Below are 19,599 nucleotides of genomic sequence, written 5' to 3' on the forward strand. Positions count from 1 at the left end.
GCCCCCTGCCGGTCGCCGGCAACCCGGGCGCCGCCGACGCCATCGCGATGGACGTCCGTACCTTGGGCGGGCTGCGTGTCATCGGGCTGCTCGACCGGCGGGCCGAGCCCGCGACCGGGCAGCCCGGGATGTCCGCCTGGTCGGCCTTCACCGTGCTGGACGACCGCGACGAGGCGGTCGCCGAGCCGGGCCACCGGGCGCGGTGGGCCGACTGGCTGCGGTGGTCCAATCTGCTGCAGCTGCTGACGGGCGACCGTGGTTCGGCCCTGCCGCGTTCGTTCCACCAGATCGCGATGTCCACTGCCGGGCAGCTCGACCCACACACGGTCGCCCTCCTCGCGGGTGCGCTGCCCACCACCACGGGCCTGCCCGACGAACTGCCGGAGCCCTGGGCAGAGGCGGTCGAGTGGGCTTCGTCGCAGGCCGAGGAACTGCTGTTCGCCCTGTGCCGGGAAGCCCGCACCCGTCACTTCGGCGCCCCCGAGGTCGGCTTCGAGCTCGACGACCGGGTCGCGCAGCAGGCGGAACTCGCCTGGCCGGACGCCAGGGTGGCGGTGTTCCTCGACGCGGACGAGCACCGTGACGCCGCGTTCGCGGAGGCCGGCTGGCACGTCGTACACGCCGGGACAGTTGATGTGGCCGAGTTGGCCGAGCGTTTGGAGAATGTGTGATGTCCAAGGCCCAGGTCGTCATGGCGGACGTCTTCGGCAAGTACTACGACAAGCTCGACGGGTCGGTCCAGGCACAGGTCCTGCAGTTCATCATGAAGATGCAGCGGGACCCGGACGCCAACGGGCTGAACCTCAAGCCGCCGAAGGGCGCCGAGGACAAGCGGGTGCGCACGGCCAGGATCAACGACAACTTCCGCGCGGTGCTGATGCACTACGCCGACCGCATCTACTACCTGGTCGCGGTGCTGCCGCACGACGACGCCTACACCCTGGCGTCCCACATCATCTTCGACATCAACAAGGTCACCGGCGGCGTCGAGCTGATCAATCTCGCGAGCCTCCACGGCACCCTGAGCGGGCAGCCCGCACAGGCACCCGCCACCGAGCAACCGTCCGTCTTCGCCCACGTCTCCGACGCCGACTTCGACCGGCTCGGCGTGCACCCCTCGGTCGTACCGGCGTTGCGTGAGATCCGCAGCATCGACGCGATACTCGGCTTCGTGGAGCATCTGCCCAAGCTCGCCAGGGACGTGATCCTCTGCCTCGCCGACGGCATGACCGTCGAGGACGTCTGGGAGCACGTCAGTTCGGTCGCCGCGACCAGTGACACCATCGACCCGGACGACTACGAGGCCGCCAACGAGCGCCCCGCGACCAAGGAGTCCTTCGTCGTCACCGGCGACGTCGCCGAGTTCGGCCGGATCATGTCCGAGCCGCTGTCGGCCTGGCGGATCTTCCTGCACCCGGCCCAGCGCGCCCTGGCCGAGCGCAAGACCCCCAACAAGGGCTCGGTACGGGTCACCGGCGGCCCCGGCACGGGCAAGACCGTCGTCGCCCTGCACCGGGTCAAGGCCCTGGCCGAACGGCTGCCGCCCGGCCAGGCGATCCTGCTCACCACCTACACCACCACTCTCGCCGAACTGCTGCGCTCGCTCCTTGAGGACCTCGGAGGCACCCAGCTCACCGCCAAGGTGGACGTCCGCAACATCGACAAGGTCGCCTACGGCATCGCCAAGGAGGTCTTCGGCGCGAAGACCCCCAAGTCCCTCGGTGACGACGAGATCCGCAGGCGCTGGGAGGACCTGGCCGAGGAACAGCAGCCACACCGCTGGGACGCACGTTTCCTGGAGGCCGAGTGGAAGCAGGTCGTGCTCGCCCAGGACGTGCGCAGCCGCGACGAGTACCTCGTCGCCAGCCGGGCCGGTCGCGGTCGGCGCCTCAACCGCCCGGAACGGGCGCAGGTGTGGGGACTGATCGAGGCGTTCGAGCACCGGCTGGACGCGGCCGGTGAGGTCGGCGTCACCCAACTCGCCGCGCAGGCCGCCCGGATCGCCTCGGGCTGGAGCGACGAGACCCGCCCGTACCGGCACATCGTCGTGGACGAGGCCCAGGACCTGCACGCCGCGCACTGGAAGCTGCTGCGGGCGCTCGTCCCGGTCGGCGAGGACGACCTCTTCATCGTCGGCGACGCCCACCAGCGGATCTACGACAACCGGACCGCGCTGAGCGCCCACGGCATCAACGTGCGGGGGAGGCGCTCCAGGCGGCTGACGCTGAACTACCGTACGACCCGTCAGATCCTCGGAACGTCGCTGAGCCTGCTGGGCGATGCGAGCTTCGACGACCTTGACGACGCGACCGAGGACCTGGGTGGCTACCGGTCCGTTCTCGGCGGCGCGAAGCCCGAGCTCACCGAATACCCCTCCACGGTCGCCGAACTGACCGGCCTGGCCGGACGGGTCGAGGAGTGGCTGGGCGAAGGGCTGAAGGAGGACGAGATCGTCGTCACCGCCCGGACCAACAAGCTCGCGGACGCGGCGGTGGAGGCGTTGCACAACGCGGGGATCAAGGCCGTCAGGGTGAAACCGCGGCAGACTCCGGCGATCGGTTCCGGGGTGCACGTGATGACGATGCACCGGATCAAGGGCCTGGAGTACCGGGCGGTCGCGATCATCGGGGTGGGCGCGGATCACGTGCCGCAGCCCGGCGCCGTCACCTCGGTCTCCGAGGACCGCACTCAGCACGACCGTGACCTGCAGCGTGAGCGCTCGCTGCTGTTCGTCGCCGCCACCAGGGCTCGCGAACAACTCTCCATCACCTGGGCCGGACCACGCAGCCCGTTCCTGGAGGGAAGCCACTGACCTGCGCTGACGCGACGCAACGCCGCCGCGTTAGAGTCACCACGGAGCCGGCCGTCGTCCGGCTCTCACCTCAGAACGGGATCCGGGCGGACGAGACATGTACCTGAAGAACCTTCGCCTACGGAACATCAGGTCGTTCCACGGTGCGCGCGACGTCGACCTGGACCTGACGAGGCCCGACGGCTCATACGCCGGCTGGACGGTCCTGGCTGGCCGCAACGGCTCGGGGAAGACGACCCTGCTACGCGCGGTCGCCCTGACGATCAGCGGACCCGCCGTGGCCCGCAGTCTCGTCCCCGGGTTCGACACCTGGGTCTCGCGGGACGAGACGGTGGCGAAGGCTGAAGTGTGCCTGGTCCATGACCCGGAGCAGGATCAGTTCACCACGGGGCGGCGTCCGGTCCGGCCGATCTGGGCCGGGCTACGCTGGACCGCGGCGGAGCAGACGTCTCTCTCCGGCAAGCCGGGTTCCAGCAGGGCCGGACAGCCGGCGCTGAACGCCATCGGCTACCAGAAGGAACGCCCCGTCGCCCAGCGCGGCCCCTGGGCGGACAATCCGGTGGGATGGTTCTGCGCGGGATACGGCCCCTTCCGCAGGCTCGCCGGGGGCTCCAGCGACATCCAGCGGCTGATGTCCAGCTCGGGCGCGGTCGCCCGGCTGACGAGCCTTTTCCACGAGGACGCGTCGCTGGCGGAAGGCGTGAGCTGGCTCATCGAGCAGCACCTGCGCGCGTTCGAGGACCGTGACGGCGCCCGGGACCTGAAGGCAGCCGCCCTGGCCATCCTGGGCGACGACCTGCTGCCCGACGACTACCGGATCGACAACGTCGACTCCGAGGGCCTGTGGGTCGTCAACCGCAACCACCGATTCCCGCTACGGGAGATGAGCGACGGCTACCGCACGGTGGCGGCCCTGGTCGTGGACATCCTCAAGCAGATCCATGACGCCTACGGCGAACTCGTCCTGGACACGACGGATGGCACGCCGAACGTCGCGAGTTCCGGGGTCGTCATCATCGACGAGATCGACGCACATCTGCACGTGTCCTGGCAGAAGCGCATCGGCGGCTGGCTGAAGGCGCACTTCCCGAACATCCAGTTCATCGTCACCACGCACAGCCCCTACATCTGCCAGGCGGCGGACCCGGGCGGGCTGATCCGGCTGCCGGGCCCCGACGAGGAGAGCCCTGTGGAGGTCGTGCCCCAGCACCTCTACGACCGCATCGTCTTCGGCAGCGGTGACGACGCCGTGCTCTCGGATTTGTTCGGGCTCGACACCCCCTACTCGGACCAGGCCGAACAGAAGCGCGAGGAACTCATCGCCCTGGAACTGGACGTCGTGCGAGGCCGGGCCAGCGAAGAGGAAAAGGACCGGTACCGTCACCTGAAACGCAAGCTGGCCAGTTCACCGGCAACCCGCGTCGACGAGATCGCAGCCCGGCTCCACTCCCGTCACCCGCGGCACGATTCATGATCCGAGTGACGAGGGTGCCACTCCCACAGCCAACGCTGACTTCCATGGCCGGCTACACCGGTGACATCGGGCAGGCCGCAGTACCCAAGCAGCGAGCCAGGCAGTTATGGAAGCAGACGTCCGTCCGCAGGCACATACATCCCGTGCTGAAAGGCGCCCTCGCGGAGATGGCGCCGGGGCTGGAGCGGTGCATGTACTGCGGGGACAACCAGGGCACGGACATCGACCACTTCGAGCCCGTCCGGGTCAATCCGTTACGGACCTTCGACTGGAACAACCACCTGCTGGCGTGCTCCCTGTGCAACAGCCACCTCAAACGTGACCTCTTTCCCCTCGCCGACGACGGCACCTCCCTGCTCATCGACCCGAGCAGCGAGGATCCCGCTCCGCATCTGCACCTCTCGCTCGCTGCTGGCGAATACATCGACCTCACCGACAGGGGCACCGCGACGATCAAGGTCTTCGGTCTCAACCGGAGAATCCTCGTCCGGGGACGGCTCAATGCTTACCGGATCACCCCGCTTCTGCTGAACAAGTGGCGTACTGCCCTCGAAAAGGACGACTTGGAGGAGGTGGCAGCCTGTGCAGCAACCATCTGGGAGCAGCCCACCGCCGACGTTGTTCATGCCATGTTCCACCAAGCAGTTGTCCCGGGCGCCGAGGACATCTTCACGGACGAGTCCGACACCCTCGCTCTGCTGCGCGATCCGGTGATCCGTACCGGACTGCTGGGCACCTGCTAGGTCAGCGCCCTGCGCAAGCAGGTTCTCGCCGGTGGCTTCCCCCGAGAGAAGAAAAGTGAGGACACCGTCGTGAAGCTGAACTCGGCGATCGGTGACATCACCAAAGTGGCCGGCTGCGCAATACTCGGGCAACGGCCCCTGAAGTATCCGTGCGGCTTGCTGCTGCCCAGACATAGATCAGATTCGCCGCATCGAGCTCCGAGATGAAACCTGCGTCTCTCTAGGACACGAGTGGCCGGTTAACCGGCCACATGTCAGGATCGGACCGTGCCTGCTTTCCTGGACGCTGCCAAGAGTTCGAGGTGCCCTGCCGTGCCGCCTCCCAGGATGCGGCGGGTGGTGTTCGTCGCGTTGCTGAGCTCGGACGGGCGGCTTGCCCTGGTGACAGACGACCCGCCTGGAGCTGGTCCCCGATGGGTGCTCCCGTCAGGATCGGTCCGAGCCGCAGAGCCCTACCGTGAGGCGGCAGTGCGCGTACTCCGCGATGCGGTCGGCGCGATGCCGGTGCACGGGGGCGCCGTTGAGGGATGCCGCTGGGCCCAGGTGCCTGTGCCCATAGGTCGGAGCCGCCGAGAGGCACACGTGTTTATCTTTCGTCTCGCTGTGGCTGGTGCTCCGCTGGAGCATCTGCCCTGGAGGGGAGTGACACGCTGGGCAGGGCCTGAGCAGTGGCAGGAGTTGTGCACACGGTGCGATCTGCCAGATGTGGATGTGCTGTTGACGGGATACCTGGAGGGGTGGATCCCGGACGGGCGGATCACGTTGGGGCCTTGAGTCCCGGCACCTCGGAACCCGCTGTCACTTTGCCCTGGCGATCGTGGTGGCGGTCTCCTGCAGGGCCGTGGCAACCGCTGGCATGTCCTGTTCACGCAGACGTACGGCGGGCGCGTACACGGAGATCGCGGCGAGCGGTTCCCCTATGCGGTTACGGATGGCCACGCCTACGCCGTGCAGGTCGTGTGCACTTTCTTCGAGGTCTGCCGCCCATCCCCGGACTCTGACTTCCTCCAACTCCACTTCAAGCAGCGGCCACTCAGTGATGCTTCCTGCCGCCGTGGCAGGGAGCACGGCCGGGAGTGTCGCGCGTACATCTGCCGGGTCGCGCAGTGCGAGCAGGGCCTTGCCCGCCGCTGTGACGTGGGCAGGGAGCTCCTGTCCGAGCGGAACGCTGACGCGCAGGACATGCCGGCACTCGACTCCGTCGAGTAGTCGGACGACCGCCGCATCCAGGAAGTACAGGCACACCGTCTCCTGCAGCTTCTCGGAGAGCTCCTCCAGGGGTCTGCGCGCCTGTCGTCGGACGTCCAGCTGGGCGATCGCGGCCAGTCCCATACGTACGAGCTGCGGCCCCGCTGAGTATCCGTGCTGGCCAGGATCGTGGCGCAGGAAACCTGTGCGCTGCAGGGTGACCAGGATGCGGTGTGCGGTGGAACGTGAGATACCGAGCTCCCGGGCGGTTTCGGTAACACCGATTTCCCCCCGGTCATACGCCAGGACTAGAACATCCAGGGCCTTCGTCACCGACGCCAAGGCCTCTGTCGCCGACAGATGCTTGCCATCCACCATGAAGGAACCGTAACGCTCAAACGCTCCCGGAGACCGGGAGCTTCGACAGAATCCACACGTCAGAATTCTGTGGTTGCACGTCTCACCAGTTCCGGTGCGGCATCGCACGAACCCGGCGAGCCAACTCTGCGCCAAGACGGGTCGAGTCCTGCGCTAACCCCGACCGGACTTGCCGTGCTTGAGCGCACTGCTGACCGTTTGATAGCGCCTCACAGGAACTGCGTGCGTGCCACAGTGTGCCGTCCCTACACTGGCAGCGGCCTTCCTTAGGAGTTCGCTATGGCGGGATACCGGACCAGCGCACCTGCGTCAGACAAGGGTGTCTACATCGGCCAGGCCCGGCATGCCGTGAAGGAGCTGATCACTTCACTGCGCGACGAGTTGGCGACATTGGAAGCTGTGTACGCGATGATGTGCCAGGGCATCGAATCCACCGATGTCCGCGAAGAGCCGCCGGACACTGGCGAGGACGCGGAAACCGCCCAGCCTTCCCGGGAGGGTCCGTCTGAAGTTTCTGTCGTCGACGAGGATCCTTCGTCCGAAGATGCGCGCCCGGGGATTGGCGCTCGGACCCTGGGGCCACCGCGTAACGGAAGCATGCGCGATGCGATCCTCACACTCCTGTGCGCTGCTCAAGAGGCAATGTCCATCACCGATATCGCGGCGGCGGTGCGCCCAGGAGCGGACGCGACGGTCCGCTCATCCGTAGGAAAAACCCTCAACCGCATGAAGCAACTTGGCGAGGTGGAAAACGTAGCACCGGGAATGTTCCGGGCCGTGCTGTCATCCCGGGCCGCTTGATCCACCCGGGAACGACCGTAACCCAACAAGCAGGCCTCCCTCGATTAGCGGTCGAGGGAGGCCGCCAAACACGCGAACGGACGCTTCTCCTACCAGGGTTCCGGTCCGTCGCGCACGTTCACTCTAGCGCTCCCACGGGTAGCGCTATAGGGCGTCTGCGCCATTCCGCACTTGAGCGTGCACGACTGACCTCAAATAGGCAATTGGGGATCAGTCATGAGCTCATTGGGTCGCATTCGATCCGGGCCAGAGCGCCAGGCCCAGGGCGCGCTCCAGTCGGCAGACCGTCAGCACATCCGGCCAGGTGGCGCCCGCCAGCAGATCACCGATGGTCTGTCTGCCGACGTCGCTCTGGGCGGCCAGTGCACGCAGCGAGAGCTCCGGCCTCTCGCGCAGGGCGGCGGCGAGACGGCGGGCAATCGTCTGGACGACCGCCGCGGCGGGCTCCCCGGCGATCCGGGCATCCGGCCACTCCTCCGGATCGACGGCGTAGCTCCATGGCGGCGCCGTGCGCGCTCGGCCTCCGGTCATAAAGATGCGTTCCTTCAGATCGTGATCGACACTGACACCAGTGGCCGGTTAACCGGCCACATGTCATGGGCCTTGCGCCTGGAGGTCGCTGTGTCGAATCGCCTGCTGGCCTACGCACCGAAGGCGGAGACGGTGCCGCCCGCCCAGTGGCGCCGCATCGCGCCGGTCGTCCGCTCGCTGGGATTCATGGCGGTCGCAGCGGGACCCTACGGCCCAGACGTGGTCATGACGCCGCTCGCACGGCTGGTCGCCTGGGTCGAGGCCCAGGGCCTCCCGCTCGAACCCTCGGTGATCCTTGACCAGAGCACCGTCGAACGATTCATCCTCGTCGGCTGCCGCGACATGGCCGCCAACAGCCGCCGTACCTGCAGCAGCCAGCTGCGCCGGGCCTCCGAAGCACTCCTGCTGGACCAGCTCGGACAGCATCCGCCGATCCGGCTGAAGGCCACCGCCGCCCCAGTGGCCCCCTACCCGCCGGCGGAAATCGCCTACTGGCTGATCTGGGCGCAGAGCCTGCCCACCCCCGCCCAGCGGCGCAACGCCTGTCTTCTGTTCTGCCTCGGCGTCGGCTGCGGGCTCGCCGTTGAGGATCTTGTGTACGTTCAGGGGCGGGACATCCTCGCGGGCCCCACCGGCCGGGCACTGGTCAAGGTGCACGGGCGCCGTCCGCGCACTGTCGTGTGCCGGTACGCCTACGAGGAACTGCTGCTGGCGGAAGCCGCCCACATCCCGGCAGACGCGTACGCCTTCCGGCCAGACTGGCAGGACCGCACCAGCAAGCACATCGCATCGGACTGGCTGGCCAGGTACCCGCGGATCATCGGCCGTTGTGACGGTGCAGTGCTGCAGACCCAGCGGCTGCGTACGACCTGGCTCGTCGAACTGCTGAATGCAGGTATTCCGCTGAAGGTGATCCTCAAAGCGTCGGGACTCGGGACCCTGCACAGCCTCTCGCGATACCTCGTCTTCCTCCACGACGTGCCCGAAGCGGAGGCATCCGATCTGTTGCGGGGGGCGGCATGAGCAGGAAGAACCCGGAAGACAAACCTTGCCGGCGTACCGGCCTCGCTTTACGCCCTGCACCGCAGGCCCCCGGCCGTACCCTCAACGACCGCGTTGTGAGGCAGGTCTTCGACCTCGTGCGCCACAGCGGAGTACTGGAACGCCTTCCCTCCAACGAGCACCGGCCAGGCCCGAAGGGCTTCCCGTTCCGCACAGTGCTGATCGGCCTGATCCTGTCGCAGTACATGGGCAAGAGCGCGAACATCAACGACGCATGGGAGACACTCTTCTTCGCCCTGTCTCCAGGGTCCAAGGCCCTCCTTGACGTCCCCAACGTCGACCTGCACATCCCCGAGGGTGCAACCCGAGAAGAGATCGACCGCGTCGCGCACCACCAGTACGCGACGTCGAAGCGCGTCTACCGGTCCTGGGCCTCGATGACCCGGCGCCTCGACCCGGCACCACACGACCGCCGCAAGCGGCTGTCGCTCAGCGAGGCCAAGAAGATCCGACGGAAGTGGAATGCCCGCGCCAATCAGGACACCGTGCGCAATCTGGAGGCCATCGCCCAGGATCTGGTTCTCGCTCCGGTGATGGCTTCCTACCGGCGCGGCGACTTCGCTCGGTGGCCTGGCCACATCGCGGTCGATGACACTCCGGTTCCGGTCTGGGGCAAAGAGCCGGACTACCACCGGGACCGGGCCTCGCTTGAGATCACCGCCGGGATGTACATGAAGGGAGGAACGCAGAAGAAGCAGAAGAAGGCGGGACCCAGCGGCAAACCTGCGGCTTCCACGAACACTGGCACCCGGCGTGGCACGGCGAACAAGCCACCGCCTCGCAAGACCAAGTCGACACAGGAGAAGAGGGCCAAGGCGCCGGAGAAGAGAGAGTTCCGCTACGCCATGATGGCCGCGTTCCCGGGCCATGGCCATGGCGACCTCGCCGGCGCCTACCCGGCGGTCTGCCTCGGCATGATCCTTCACACCCCGGGCACCGAACCCGGCCCGGCCGCCCTGCGCGCCATCCAGCCGGCCTTCGAACGAGGCCTGGTCAAAGACCTGTTCTGCGCCGACCGGGGCATCACCCAGGCCAAGCCTCACAACCTGCATCTGCAGCTGCTCAAACTCGGCCTCAACGCGGTGAAGCACTACAACGACGACAAGGTCGACCGACAGGGAGAGTTCCGCGGCATGCAGCTGGTCGGCGGCGAGTTCTACTGCCCGCTGATGCCCGCCCCGCTCATCACTGCGGGCGCCACATACATCGACAGCCGCACGGACGAGGACCGCGCCCACGCACTCAACCTGATCCAGTCCCGGAAGGATTACCAGACCAAGATCAAGGAGTACGGGCCCGCAGGGGACCAGCGCAGACAGTGCCCCGCCCTCGGGCCGCACGCCACGGTCACCTGCTACCGCCGACCCCAGCCACGCCCGTCCACCGTCGTCGACCTCGACGCCCCCACTGTCCGTACCCCCGCAGCCCTGCCCACCATCCCCAGGCCCAAGCGGGACACCCACGTCTACCCCGACATCTGCAGAGGGAAGAGCATCACCGTCCCGGGCACCGTGTTGGCCAAGTGGCGGCAGAAATACCCCCTGTTCACCCCTCTGTGGCAAGAAGCCTGGTCCGGACTGCGCAGTCAGAACGAGGGCGGCAACGGCAACCTCAAGAAGTCCGCCCTCGACAGCATCGACAATCCCCAGCTCCGCCTGCCGCACGGACGCGTCGCGCAGACCCTGCTCAATGCCGTCATCATCTTCGTGGCGAACCTCAGAGCCATCCGACGGTTCCTCCGCGACCAGGGCATCCAGCCCCGCAAAGCCGGCACGCAGAGCGCCGCAACCCAATCTGGTGAGCCCTCCGCCCGGCCCCTGGCCCGACCGCTTCCGAACGAGCAGGTCGAGCCTCCGCCACGCGAGTGACACACCTCCGTCGCGCTCCGCCCCCTGAAAACCCCACATGCCTGCGCCACGGCTACCAGCCGTCGCGCAGGCATGTCTTGTTTCCGCAGGTGAGAGGCGCAGTACCTGGACCGCCACCGCCTCACCCCCCTCATCGAGCCGATCACGAGGCTCAAGGCCCCAGAAACGACGAAATACCGGCGAGTCACATGACTCGACCGGTAATTCGTGAACGCTTCGGGACGATCTCGTGAACGTCCCTCAAGTGTCCGAGGGGGGACTTGAACCCCCACGCCCGATAAAGGGCACTAGCACCTCAAGCTAGCGCGTCTGCCATTCCGCCACCCGGACAAGGTGTCTGTCGTTCGCGGCGTGTTCCCCGCGGCGACATGGAAAACAATACCAGGGGATCGGCGCGCCCTTCACCCGCATATCCGGTGGTCAGTGCGGTGCGGCGTGCCGGTGGGAGCTCGGCCTCCCCGGTCCTCGGAGGTCCTGGGGCTACCTTCGCGTCCATGAGTGATCGCGGCTACCGCCGGCCCCGTCCGCTGTCCCCCCTGCGCGAGCACCTGCGCGACACCTTCTGGTCCGCCCCGACCATGGGGTTCGTCTGCGTGTTCGTGCTGTGGCTGATCGCCACCGAACTGGACGACGCGATCGTCACGCTGCTCCAGCGGGAGGAGGCGTACGACGAGCTGGGCGAGCTGATCGCGTTCTCCCAGGACGCGAAGACGATCGTCACCACGATCAGCTCGGCGATGATGACCTTCATCGGCGTCGTGTTCAGCATCTCGCTGGTCGCGGTGCAGATGGCAAGCGGCCAGCTGACGCCCCGGGTGGTGCGGATCTTCGTCAGGAGCCGGATCAGCAAGCTCACGCTGACGGTGTTCCTCGCGACGTTCCTCTTCTCGCTGCTGGTGCTCTCCTCGTACGAGAGCGAGAGCGATCCGCGCCGGGTGGTCTCGGTCCCGTTGGTGCAGAGCCTGCTCATCCTGGTGATGCTCGGGCTGAGCCTGCTGCTCTTCGTCGTCTACGTGAGCGCGACGCTGCGGCTGATGCAGGTGGGGCCGGTCGTGGACAGGATCGCGCGCGACTCGTTCCGGGTGCTGGGCCGGATGCCGAGAGGGCCGCGGGGCGAGGACGAGCCGGGGCCGGAGACCGCGCGGGTGTTGCACGAGGGGCGGGCCGGGGTGCTGCGGGACGTGAATACGGCGCGGCTGGTCCGGGCCGCGCGGCGGCAGGATGTCGTGCTGCGGCTCATTCCACGCATCGGGGACTTCGTGGTGCCGGGGACGCCGGTGCTCGCCGTCCACGGCGGGTCCGTGCCCCCTCCGCGCCGGCTGCGGTACGCGGTCTCCGTCTCGGTGGAGCGGACCCTGCACCAGGATCTGGCGTTCGGGCTGCGTCAGCTCGCGGACATCGCCCTGCGGGCCCTGTCGACGTCCGTGAACGATCCGACCACCGCCGTGCAGTGTCTGGACCGGATCGTGCAGTTCCTGGCGGCCGTGGCGCACCTGCCGCTCGGCGCCGTCCACCACCGGGACCGGGACGGGCGGGTACGCCTGGTGCAGGACGGTCCGGAGTGGAACGACCTGGTCGACCTCGCCTTCGAAGAGATCCGGTGGTGTGTCGCCGGCAGTCCCCAGGTGACGCGCCGGCTCATGGCGGGGCTGGACGACCTGCTGCTGTTCGTCCCGGAGGACCGGAAGAAGTCACTGGTCAGGCATCGTGCGCTGCTCGTCCGGACCGTGGAGCGCACGGTGGCGGTGGCCGCCGACCGGGAGTTCGCCCTGCTGCCTGACCGGCAGGGCATCGGATAGGGGCCGCGGCGCGGAAGACGCTGCCGCCCGGCCCCGCCGCTGCGCCCCGGCCCGCCGGAGAGGATCCGGCGGGCCGGGGTGCTTCACCCGTCAGTCGCCGCAACGGCCCTCACGCAGCGAGTGCAGGTGCTCGCTCGACTTGCGGGCGAACGCGAGCGACTCGACCGGGTTGTCGTGCTCCGCCTGCCAGTGGTGGTAGGTCCGGCCGTGGTGAGTGCGCTGGGTGACCTCGGACAGGAACGTCCTGTAGTCGATGTCCCCGTCGCCCACGTCCGACATGCGGTAGCCGTCGCGGGTCGTCTCGTCGCGGACCCCGTCCTTGACGTGGAAGAGCGGGTAGCGGTTCGGGTGCTTCAGGACGTACTTCAGCGGGTCGAGCGGGGCCGGGCTGCCGTCCACGCGCTTGCTGAAGCGGAACTGGGCGCAGTAGGCCCAGTAGATGTCCAGCTCCAGGTAGACGAGGTCCGGGTCGGTCTCGGCGAGCAGGACGTCGTAGAGGCGCACGTTGGGCTTGTCGGTCGCGAAGGAGAACTCCTCGGCGTGGTTGTGCTGGTAGAACTTCATGCCGCGCTTGCGGGCGGCCGCCCCGTAGGTGTTGAAGTCCTCGGCCGCCCGCTTCCAGCCGTCCACCGTGGAGCCGTAGCGGAACGGGCCCGAGGCCGTGCCGATGTGCTTGAGGCCGAGGGCCTGGGCGTCGTCGAGGACCTTCTCCAGGTTCTGGGCGAAGGTGTACGCGCCGGGGTTGTTGTCGTCGTAGTAGCCGACGTGGCTGCCGATCGGGTTGAGTCCGTGGTCGCGGGCCAGCCGCTTGAGCTGGGCCAGGGTGATGGGACCGGCCGAGCCCTGGGTGTAGCCCGCGAGTTCGATCTCGTCGTAGCCGTACTTCTCCAGTTCGGCGAAGACCGGAGCGAAGCCCAGCGTGGAGATCTGGTCGCGGAGGCTGTAGAGCTGGATGCCGAGGCGGCCGGGGGGCAGGACGGGCTTGCCCTTGCCGTGGCCATGGCCGTGGTCATGTCCGTGGCCGTTGCCGTGTCCCTGGCCGCGGCTGTCGGCCTGGGCGCTCGCGGTGCCGATGATGGTGGCGGCGGTGGCTCCGGCGGCGACACCGAGGATGTTGCGGCGGCTCAGTCTGCGGGCGAGTTCGGTGTCCTTGGGGGTGCGGCTCATGTTCGGGTATCTCCCTTGGTGACCTGACGGGGTGAGTGGTGCGGTGCCGGGTGCGTGACGGGGAATGTCAGTGCAGTCCGGCAAGCTGGAGGAGCAGGGCCTTCACTTCGGTGGCCCTGACCCGGTCGGGGAACGCGTGGGGGGTGGAGCAGAGGATGAGCGGACCATCGTCGTCGCTCTCGGGGAGGCGGCCGTGGCTGCCGCGAATAGGTGAGGGGTCCAGGGGGACGACCGCCATGCGGTAGCGCAGGCCGAGCTTCTTGCGGGCGACCGCCGAGACGGCCTTGACCCGGACGTAGGGGTCCTGGGGGTCCATGAAGAGCTCGACGGGGTCGTAGCCGGGTTTGCGGTGGATCTCGACGAGCTGGGCGAAGTCGGGGGCGCGGGCGTCGTCGAGCCAGTAGTAGTACGTGAACCAGGCGTCCTTCTCCGCGACGGCGACCAGCTCGCCGGAGCGGGGGTGGTCCAGGTGGTGCGCCTTCTTGCCCTCGTCGTCGAGGAGCTGCTCGATGCCCGGCAGGTCCGCGAGGGCCGCCCGGGTCGCTTCCAGGTCCTCGGGGCGGCGTACGTAGATGTGCGCGATCTGGTGGTCGGCGACGGCGAAGGCCCGGGAGGTCATCGGGTCCAGGTATTCCATGCCGTCCTGGGTGTGGACCTCCAGGAGGCCCGCCCGGCGCAGGGCGCGGTTGATGTCGACGGGGCGGCCGACGCGGGTGATGCCGTATTCGGAGAGCGCGACGACGGAACGTCCCTCGGCGCGGGCGTCGGCCAGCAGCGGGGCCACGGCCCGGTCGAGGTCGGCGGCGGCCCGGTGGGAGCGGGGGTCGTCGGGGCCGTAGCGCTGGAGGTCGTAGTCGAGGTGCGGCAGGTAGCAGAGGGCGAGGTCGGGGGTGCGGGTGGCGATGATGTGCCGGGTGGCGTCGATGATCCACTGGGAGGAGACGAGGTCGGCGCCGGGGCCCCAGAAGTGGAAGAGGGGAAACGTGCCGAGTTTGTCGGTCAGTTCGTCGTGCAGGGCGGGGGGCCTGGTGTAGCAGTCGGGTTCCTTGCGGCCGTCGGCGTAGTAGACGGGGCGCGGGGTGACCGTCCAGTCGGTGTCGGCTCCCATGGCGTACCACCAGCAGATGTTGGCGACGGTGTAGCCGGGGTGGGCGCGGCGGGCCGCGTCCCACAGTTTGTCGCCCTCGACGAGCCCGTTGTGCTGGCGCCACAGCAGGACGTCGCCGAGCTCGCGGAAGTACCAGCCGTTGGCGACGATGCCGTGTTCGGCGGGCATCGTGCCGGTGAGGAAGGTCGACTGGGCGGCGCAGGTGACGGCCGGCAGGACGGTGGAGAGCGGTGCTTTCGCACCCTGCTCCCCCATGGCCCGGAGGTTCGGCATGTGGGCCAGGAGCTGCGGGGTGAGGCCGACGACGTCGAGGACCAGGAGGGGGGTGGGGCCGGGGGTGGCTTCGTCGGTCATGGCAGTTCCTTGAGGCCGAGGTCGACCAGGAGGTCGCGGGCGAGCGTGAGTTCGGCGGCGATGCCGTCGGCGAGCTGGGGGCGGGTGCGGGGGCGCAGTTCGGCGGGCAGCGCCTGCCAGGTGTACGTCTCGACCTCCAGGTGCCGGGTCAGGGGCACGGGTCCGCCGACGAGCCGGGTGAGCGTGTCGCGGAGCACGGGCAGCGTCGAGGTCAGCGGGGGCGCCGGGGGTGCGTGGAGCGGTACGTGGAAGTGGGCGCGCCACGGCGTGCTGTCCGGGAGCGCCCGGCCGGCGACGGCTTCGTCCAGGTCGTCGGTGCCGCGCAGGCCGGCGGCGGTGCTCGTGCGGGTCTGGTGCAGGAAGCGGGGTTCGGCGAACGCGGCGAGCGCGGTGCGGACCTCGGGCAGGTGGGGGTGCTCGGCGTGCAGGGCTGCGGAGAGCTGGGACTTGACGACGCGGATGCCGGCGGCGGCCAGCGCGTCGAGTGCGGTGCCGGGGTCCTCGAAGGAGGTGGCGAGGTGGCAGGTGTCGACGCAGATGCCGATCCGGTCGTGGGCCACGTCGGTGAGCGGGGCGATGGCGTCGGCGGTGGTCTCGACCGTGCAGCCCGGTTCCGGTTCGAGGCCGACGCGGATGGACTTGCCGGTCAGTTCGGCCAGTGCGTCGAGGCGCTGGGCGAGTGTGGTGAGGGCGGCGCGCGCGGTGCGGGCCGCCTCGGGGTCGGCGTCGTAGGGGGTGCGCCAGGCGAGCGGCAGGGTGGAGATGGTGCCCTCGGTGGTGTCGTCCGGGAGCAGGGCGGCCAGGAGGCGGGCGAGGTCGGTGGTGTGGGCCAGGCGGTCGGGTTCGGTCCAGTCCGGCCGGTAGACCCGGTACTTGACCTCGTCGGCGCCGAATCCTTCGTACGGGAAGCCGTTGAGGGTGACCACTTCGAGGCCGCGGCTGTCGAGTTCGGAGCGCAGCGCGCGGAGTTCGGCGGGGTCGTTGATCAGGGCGCGGGCCGCGTCCCGGGCGAGCCAGAGGCCGATGCCGAGCCGGTCCCGGCCGAGTCGGCGGCGGACGGGTTCGCAGTGGTCGCGGAGCTGGGCGCGGACGCCGCCGAGGGTTTCGGCGGGGTGGACGTTGGTGCAGTAGGCGAGGTGGACGGTGGAACCGTCCGGGTGGCGGAAGCGCATGTCCGCCTCACTCCCCGCCGCGCAGGATGGAGTTGCCCTCGTGGAGTGGTTCGGGGGCCGGGACGTCCAGCTGGAGGCGGCCGCTCAGACCGTAGAAGGCGACGGGGTTGCGCCACAGGACCTTGTCGACGTCGTCCTCGGTGAAGCCGGCCTTCAGCATGGCGTCGGCGACCTTGCGGGTCTTGAGGGGGTCGCTCTTTCCCCAGTCGGCGGCCGAGTTGACGATCATCTTCTCGGTGCCGTGGTTCCGGAGGATGGTGACCATCCGGTCCTCGTCCATCTTGGTGTCCGGGTAGATGGAGAATCCGGCCCAGCAGCCGCTGTCAGTGGCGGCCTCTACCGTTGTCTCATTGAGGTGGTCGAGGAGGACGTGCTCCGGGGGGAGGTTCGATTCGCGGATGACGTCGATGGTGCGGTGCAGACCGGCGAGCTTGTCGCGGTGCGGGGTGTGGACGAGGGCGGGCAGCCCGTGGTCGGCGGCGAGCTGGAGCTGGGCGGCCAGGGCGTGGTCCTCGGCCGGGGTCATGGAGTCGTAGCCGATCTCGCCGACGGCGACGACCCCGTCCTTCACGAGGTAGCGGGGCAGCGCGTCCAGGACAGGGGTGCAGCGGGGGTCGTTCGCCTCCTTGGGGTTGAGGGCGAGCGTGCAGTGGTGCGCGATGCCGTACTGGGAGGCGCGGAAGGGCTCCCAGCCGAGGAGCGCGTCGAAGTAGTCGAAGAAGCTGGCGGGCGAGGTGCGGGGCTGGCCGAGCCAGAAGGAGGGTTCGACGAGCGCGCGGACGCCCGCGTCGTACATCGCCTGGTAGTCGTCGGTGGTGCGGGAGGTCATGTGGATGTGGGGGTCGAAGATGCGCATCAGGACTCCTCCGTGGGGGCGGGGGCTGCGGGAGCTGCGGTCGGCGGGGCCTGGTGGGCGCCCTCGCCGGCCGGGGCGGTGAGGGCGAGGACCGTGCGCAGGTCTTCGGGGACATCGCGGCCGGCGGCGGTGCGTTCGGCGGCGAAGTCGCTGAGCATGCGTGCGAGTTCGGCATCTCCGCGGGCCCGGTCGCCGAGCCGGGCGACGGCCGCGACCGGCACTTCGGTGAACAGGCACTTCAGTACGGCGTGCCGCCAGGCATGGGTGTCGAGGTGCTCGGCGGCGTAGGGGCCGACGGCCGCGGCGACCAGCCGGGTGTCGTTGGCGCGCAGCGCGTCCTCGACGAGCGGGAGTGCGGTGTCGCCGAGGTCGAGGAGGTGCAGGGTGAGGAGGACGGCGCGGCGTTCGGCGGCGGTGCCCTGTTCGTAGAGCCGGGTGACGGAGGGCCCCGAGGCGCGGGCCGCGACGAGCAGGAGGGAGCGTACGGAGTCGGCGTGCTCCGGTCCGCAGTGCCGGCCGGCGGCGGCGTAGCGCAGTTCCCACGGCGGGGTGGTGTACGGTCCGGCCGCCGCCCGGCCGGGGGTGTCGGGCGTGGCCGCGTCGTGGGCGGCCTCGGCCAGGGCCTCGTCGAGCCAGGCCCGGGCGGCCCCGCCGAGTTCGGCGTCGAGTTCCTCGCGGGACTTCAGCACGTGGCGGCTCCCTCGGTCCTGGTAGCGCGCTCCATGGCGTCGTGCAGGAAGTCGATCGAGGTACGGGCCAGTTCGGGGCCCGCGTGGGAGTGGCGGGGCAGTTCGACGACGGTGAGTCCCCGGTAGTCCGATGCGGCCAGGGCGGCGAGCACGGGCGGGAAGTCGATCTCCCCGTCGCCGAACGGGAGGTGCTCGTGGACGCCGCGCCGCATGTCCTCGATCTGGACGTGCCGGAGCCAGGGGGCGGACTCCTTGACGCACTCCAGGGGCGTCGCCTCCTCCAGACACTGGCAGTGGCCGATGTCGAGGGTGAGGCCGAGCGGCCCCGGGTCGCCGAGGAGGCCGCGCAGGTGGTGGAAGTCGGCGAGGGTGGCGAGGAGGTGACCGGGTTCGGGCTCGATGGCGAGAGGGATGCCGGTCCGCTCGGCGGCTTCGAGGACGGGGGCGATCGCTTCGGTGAGCCGCTTCCACGCGGTGTCCGGCGAGGTGCCGGGCGGGGTGATGCCGCTGAAGCAGTGGACGGCGTGCGCGCCGAGTTCGGCGGCCACGTCGACGGCGCGGACCAGCAGGGCGGTGCGGGCGGCCCGGGCGTCGGGGTCCGGGTCGAGGAGGGAGGGGCCGTGCTTGCGGCGCGGGTCGAGGACATAGCGGGCGCCGGTCTCCACGGTGACCCGGAGCCCGAGGGAGGTGAGCCTGCGCCGGACCTGCCGGGTGCGCTCGGTGAGGTCCGGGGCCATGGGGTCGAGGTGCATGTGGTCGAGGGTCAGGCCGACGCCCTCGTAGCCGAGGTCGGCGAGCAGGCCGAGGGCGTCGTCGAGGCGCAGGTCGGTGAGCCCGTTGGTGCCGTATCCGAGGTGGAGGGTCATGTGAGGCTCACCTTCCGGGAGAGGCTGCGGGCGAGGGGGCCGAGCCCCATGACGGCGAGACCGGTGACGGGTGCCCCGGCGCGGGCGGCGAGCGCTGCCTGGAGCGGGATCATGGCCCGGATGCCTCCGCCGACCGCGCGTTGGGTGAGGGGCGGGGACGGGTTGAGCGCGGCGTGCAGGAGGGGTGGCCCGGCGGTACGGAGGTAGGCACCGGTGAGCGCGATGACCAGGAGCCGGACGGGGTCGGTGACCTTCCCGAGCGGGCCTGCGCCGAGGCGCAGTGCGACGGCGCCGCCTGTCTCTTATACACATCTCTGAGCGGGCTNCGCCCCATCAGAGATGTGTATAAGAGACAGGACCAGGAGCCGGACGGGGTCGGTGACCTTCCCGAGCGGGCCTGCGCCGAGGCGCAGTGCGACGGCGCCGCCGTCGGCCTCGGCCCTCGGCGCACCGGGCCGGTCTGGCGCCTGTCCCCAAGGCTCCCTCAGCACCGCTGCCGCGAGTGCCGTCGTCGTGGCCAGCACCGCGAGCGGGGTGGCGGTGGAACCGCCCTGCGCCTCGTGGCGCGATACGGCGGTGACGCCGTAGGTGTGGGCCCCGAGCACCAGGGCGGCGGGCAGGGCGGGCAGGGATGCGGTCAGGCCGCCGCGGGCCGGGGCCGATACCGCCGCGTCGCGGGCCGCTGCCATGGCCGCGAAGGCCGGTATGGCCCCTGTCTCTTATACACATCT

At 69.4% G+C, this 19,599-nt stretch carries 17 protein-coding genes, 1 tRNA gene and 1 pseudogene; 9 read left to right on the plus strand and 10 right to left on the minus strand.

Annotation, left to right across the window (positions count from 1 at the left end):
• From CR470_RS23595 to CR470_RS41345, 5 genes are all read left to right on the plus strand, one after another.
• The coding region (locus CR470_RS23595; protein ID WP_143663861.1) for a hypothetical protein at window positions 1–671 on the plus strand (671 nt) is incomplete at its 5' end.
• Entirely contained in the window at window positions 671–2,812 is a 2,142-nt protein-coding gene (locus CR470_RS23600) for a UvrD-helicase domain-containing protein (protein WP_097869549.1), read from the plus strand. The genes CR470_RS23595 and CR470_RS23600, both read left to right, overlap by 1 nt.
• A 97-nt stretch (window positions 2,813–2,909) precedes the next feature.
• Complete coding sequence (locus CR470_RS23605; protein ID WP_097869550.1) at window positions 2,910–4,286, plus strand: AAA family ATPase; 1,377 nt, start codon at window positions 2,910–2,912, stop codon at window positions 4,284–4,286.
• Between the two features lie 44 nt (window positions 4,287–4,330).
• Window positions 4,331–5,029 (plus strand): HNH endonuclease, encoded by a 699-nt coding sequence (locus CR470_RS23610; RefSeq protein ID WP_257138894.1) that lies wholly within the window; start codon window positions 4,331–4,333, stop codon window positions 5,027–5,029.
• 327 nt (window positions 5,030–5,356) lie between these two features.
• Complete coding sequence (locus tag CR470_RS41345; protein WP_373561440.1) at window positions 5,357–5,803, plus strand: NUDIX domain-containing protein; 447 nt, start codon at window positions 5,357–5,359, stop codon at window positions 5,801–5,803.
• A 24-nt stretch (window positions 5,804–5,827) separates the two neighbouring features.
• Here the strand turns inward: CR470_RS41345 and CR470_RS23615 are convergent, their stop codons facing one another.
• Window positions 5,828–6,595 (minus strand): IclR family transcriptional regulator, encoded by a 768-nt coding sequence (locus CR470_RS23615; protein ID WP_097869551.1) that lies wholly within the window; start codon window positions 6,593–6,595, stop codon window positions 5,828–5,830.
• Between the two features lie 279 nt (window positions 6,596–6,874).
• Here CR470_RS23615 and CR470_RS23620 point away from each other — a divergent pair, with 279 nt between their 5' ends.
• Window positions 6,875–7,396 carry a hypothetical protein gene (locus CR470_RS23620; RefSeq protein WP_097869552.1) on the plus strand — a complete coding sequence of 174 codons (522 nt, stop codon included), beginning with the start codon at window positions 6,875–6,877 and terminating at the stop codon, window positions 7,394–7,396.
• 222 nt (window positions 7,397–7,618) lie between these two features.
• Here the strand turns inward: CR470_RS23620 and CR470_RS23625 are convergent, their stop codons facing one another.
• Window positions 7,619–7,927 (minus strand): helix-turn-helix domain-containing protein, encoded by a 309-nt coding sequence (locus tag CR470_RS23625; protein ID WP_097869553.1) that lies wholly within the window; start codon window positions 7,925–7,927, stop codon window positions 7,619–7,621.
• Window positions 7,928–7,948: 21 nt separating this feature from the next.
• Here CR470_RS23625 and CR470_RS23630 point away from each other — a divergent pair, with 21 nt between their 5' ends.
• Complete coding sequence (locus tag CR470_RS23630; protein ID WP_143663862.1) at window positions 7,949–8,950, plus strand: hypothetical protein; 1,002 nt, start codon at window positions 7,949–7,951, stop codon at window positions 8,948–8,950.
• Window positions 8,947–10,857 carry a hypothetical protein gene (locus tag CR470_RS23635; RefSeq protein ID WP_143663863.1) on the plus strand — a complete coding sequence of 637 codons (1,911 nt, stop codon included), beginning with the start codon at window positions 8,947–8,949 and terminating at the stop codon, window positions 10,855–10,857. The genes CR470_RS23630 and CR470_RS23635 overlap by 4 nt, the downstream gene beginning before the upstream one ends.
• Before the next feature lie 245 nt (window positions 10,858–11,102).
• Here the strand turns inward: CR470_RS23635 and CR470_RS23640 are convergent.
• Window positions 11,103–11,187, minus strand: a tRNA-Leu gene (locus CR470_RS23640).
• A 164-nt stretch (window positions 11,188–11,351) separates the two neighbouring features.
• On the opposite strand from CR470_RS23640, the gene CR470_RS23645 reads away from it, so the two are divergent.
• Window positions 11,352–12,656: a DUF2254 domain-containing protein gene (locus CR470_RS23645; RefSeq protein WP_097869556.1), complete on the plus strand. Its 1,305-nt coding sequence runs from the start codon at window positions 11,352–11,354 to the stop codon at window positions 12,654–12,656.
• Window positions 12,657–12,746: 90 nt separating this feature from the next.
• On the opposite strand, the gene CR470_RS23650 is transcribed toward CR470_RS23645, so the two are convergent.
• The 7 genes and pseudogenes from CR470_RS23650 to CR470_RS39690 all read right to left on the minus strand — a co-directional run.
• Complete coding sequence (locus tag CR470_RS23650; RefSeq protein ID WP_097869557.1) at window positions 12,747–13,823, minus strand: sugar phosphate isomerase/epimerase family protein; 1,077 nt, start codon at window positions 13,821–13,823, stop codon at window positions 12,747–12,749.
• Window positions 13,824–13,890: 67 nt separating this feature from the next.
• Window positions 13,891–15,285, minus strand: a complete 1,395-nt coding sequence (locus CR470_RS23655) for an alkaline phosphatase family protein (RefSeq protein ID WP_097869558.1) — start codon at window positions 15,283–15,285, stop codon at window positions 13,891–13,893.
• A complete protein-coding gene (gene eboE, locus CR470_RS23660; protein ID WP_097869559.1) occupies window positions 15,282–16,457 on the minus strand; it encodes a metabolite traffic protein EboE in 1,176 nt (391 codons plus the stop codon). Before eboE ends, CR470_RS23655 begins: the two co-directional genes overlap by 4 nt.
• Before the next feature lie 7 nt (window positions 16,458–16,464).
• Window positions 16,465–17,313, minus strand: a complete 849-nt coding sequence (locus CR470_RS23665; RefSeq protein ID WP_097869560.1) for a TatD family hydrolase — start codon at window positions 17,311–17,313, stop codon at window positions 16,465–16,467.
• On the minus strand, window positions 17,313–18,002 hold the full coding sequence (locus CR470_RS23670) for an EboA domain-containing protein (RefSeq protein WP_097869561.1): 690 nt from the start codon (window positions 18,000–18,002) through the stop codon (window positions 17,313–17,315). Before CR470_RS23670 ends, CR470_RS23665 begins: the two co-directional genes overlap by 1 nt.
• A complete protein-coding gene (locus CR470_RS23675; protein ID WP_097869562.1) occupies window positions 17,996–18,868 on the minus strand; it encodes a sugar phosphate isomerase/epimerase family protein in 873 nt (290 codons plus the stop codon). Before CR470_RS23675 ends, CR470_RS23670 begins: the two co-directional genes overlap by 7 nt.
• Window positions 18,865–19,560: pseudogene (locus tag CR470_RS39690) on the minus strand (SCO3242 family prenyltransferase); the annotation flags it as partial. The gene CR470_RS23675 and the pseudogene CR470_RS39690, both read right to left, overlap by 4 nt.
• Window positions 19,561–19,599: the final 39 nt, after the last annotated feature.

It is taken from the genome of Streptomyces sp. rh34, from assembly GCF_002551245.1.
GTDB lineage: Bacteria > Actinomycetota > Actinomycetes > Streptomycetales > Streptomycetaceae > Streptomyces.

What these genes read in the sequence shown, in the direction of transcription:
- CR470_RS23600 (WP_097869549.1), top strand. Translation starts at nt 671, where the DNA reads ATGTCCAAGGCCCAGGTCGTCATGGCGGACGTCTTCGGCAAGTACTAC.
- CR470_RS23605 (WP_097869550.1), top strand. Translation starts at nt 2,910, where the DNA reads ATGTACCTGAAGAACCTTCGCCTACGGAACATCAGGTCGTTCCACGGT.
- CR470_RS23610 (WP_257138894.1), top strand. Translation starts at nt 4,331, where the DNA reads ATGGCCGGCTACACCGGTGACATCGGGCAGGCCGCAGTACCCAAGCAG.
- CR470_RS41345 (WP_373561440.1), top strand. Translation starts at nt 5,357, where the DNA reads ATGCGGCGGGTGGTGTTCGTCGCGTTGCTGAGCTCGGACGGGCGGCTT.
- CR470_RS23615 (WP_097869551.1), bottom strand. Translation starts at nt 6,595, where the DNA reads ATGGTGGATGGCAAGCATCTGTCGGCGACAGAGGCCTTGGCGTCGGTG.
- CR470_RS23620 (WP_097869552.1), top strand. Translation starts at nt 6,875, where the DNA reads ATGGCGGGATACCGGACCAGCGCACCTGCGTCAGACAAGGGTGTCTAC.
- CR470_RS23625 (WP_097869553.1), bottom strand. Translation starts at nt 7,927, where the DNA reads ATGACCGGAGGCCGAGCGCGCACGGCGCCGCCATGGAGCTACGCCGTC.
- CR470_RS23635 (WP_143663863.1), top strand. Translation starts at nt 8,947, where the DNA reads ATGAGCAGGAAGAACCCGGAAGACAAACCTTGCCGGCGTACCGGCCTC.
- CR470_RS23645 (WP_097869556.1), top strand. Translation starts at nt 11,352, where the DNA reads ATGAGTGATCGCGGCTACCGCCGGCCCCGTCCGCTGTCCCCCCTGCGC.
- CR470_RS23650 (WP_097869557.1), bottom strand. Translation starts at nt 13,823, where the DNA reads ATGAGCCGCACCCCCAAGGACACCGAACTCGCCCGCAGACTGAGCCGC.
- CR470_RS23655 (WP_097869558.1), bottom strand. Translation starts at nt 15,285, where the DNA reads ATGACCGACGAAGCCACCCCCGGCCCCACCCCCCTCCTGGTCCTCGAC.
- eboE (WP_097869559.1), bottom strand. Translation starts at nt 16,457, where the DNA reads ATGCGCTTCCGCCACCCGGACGGTTCCACCGTCCACCTCGCCTACTGC.
- CR470_RS23665 (WP_097869560.1), bottom strand. Translation starts at nt 17,313, where the DNA reads ATGCGCATCTTCGACCCCCACATCCACATGACCTCCCGCACCACCGAC.
- CR470_RS23675 (WP_097869562.1), bottom strand. Translation starts at nt 18,868, where the DNA reads ATGACCCTCCACCTCGGATACGGCACCAACGGGCTCACCGACCTGCGC.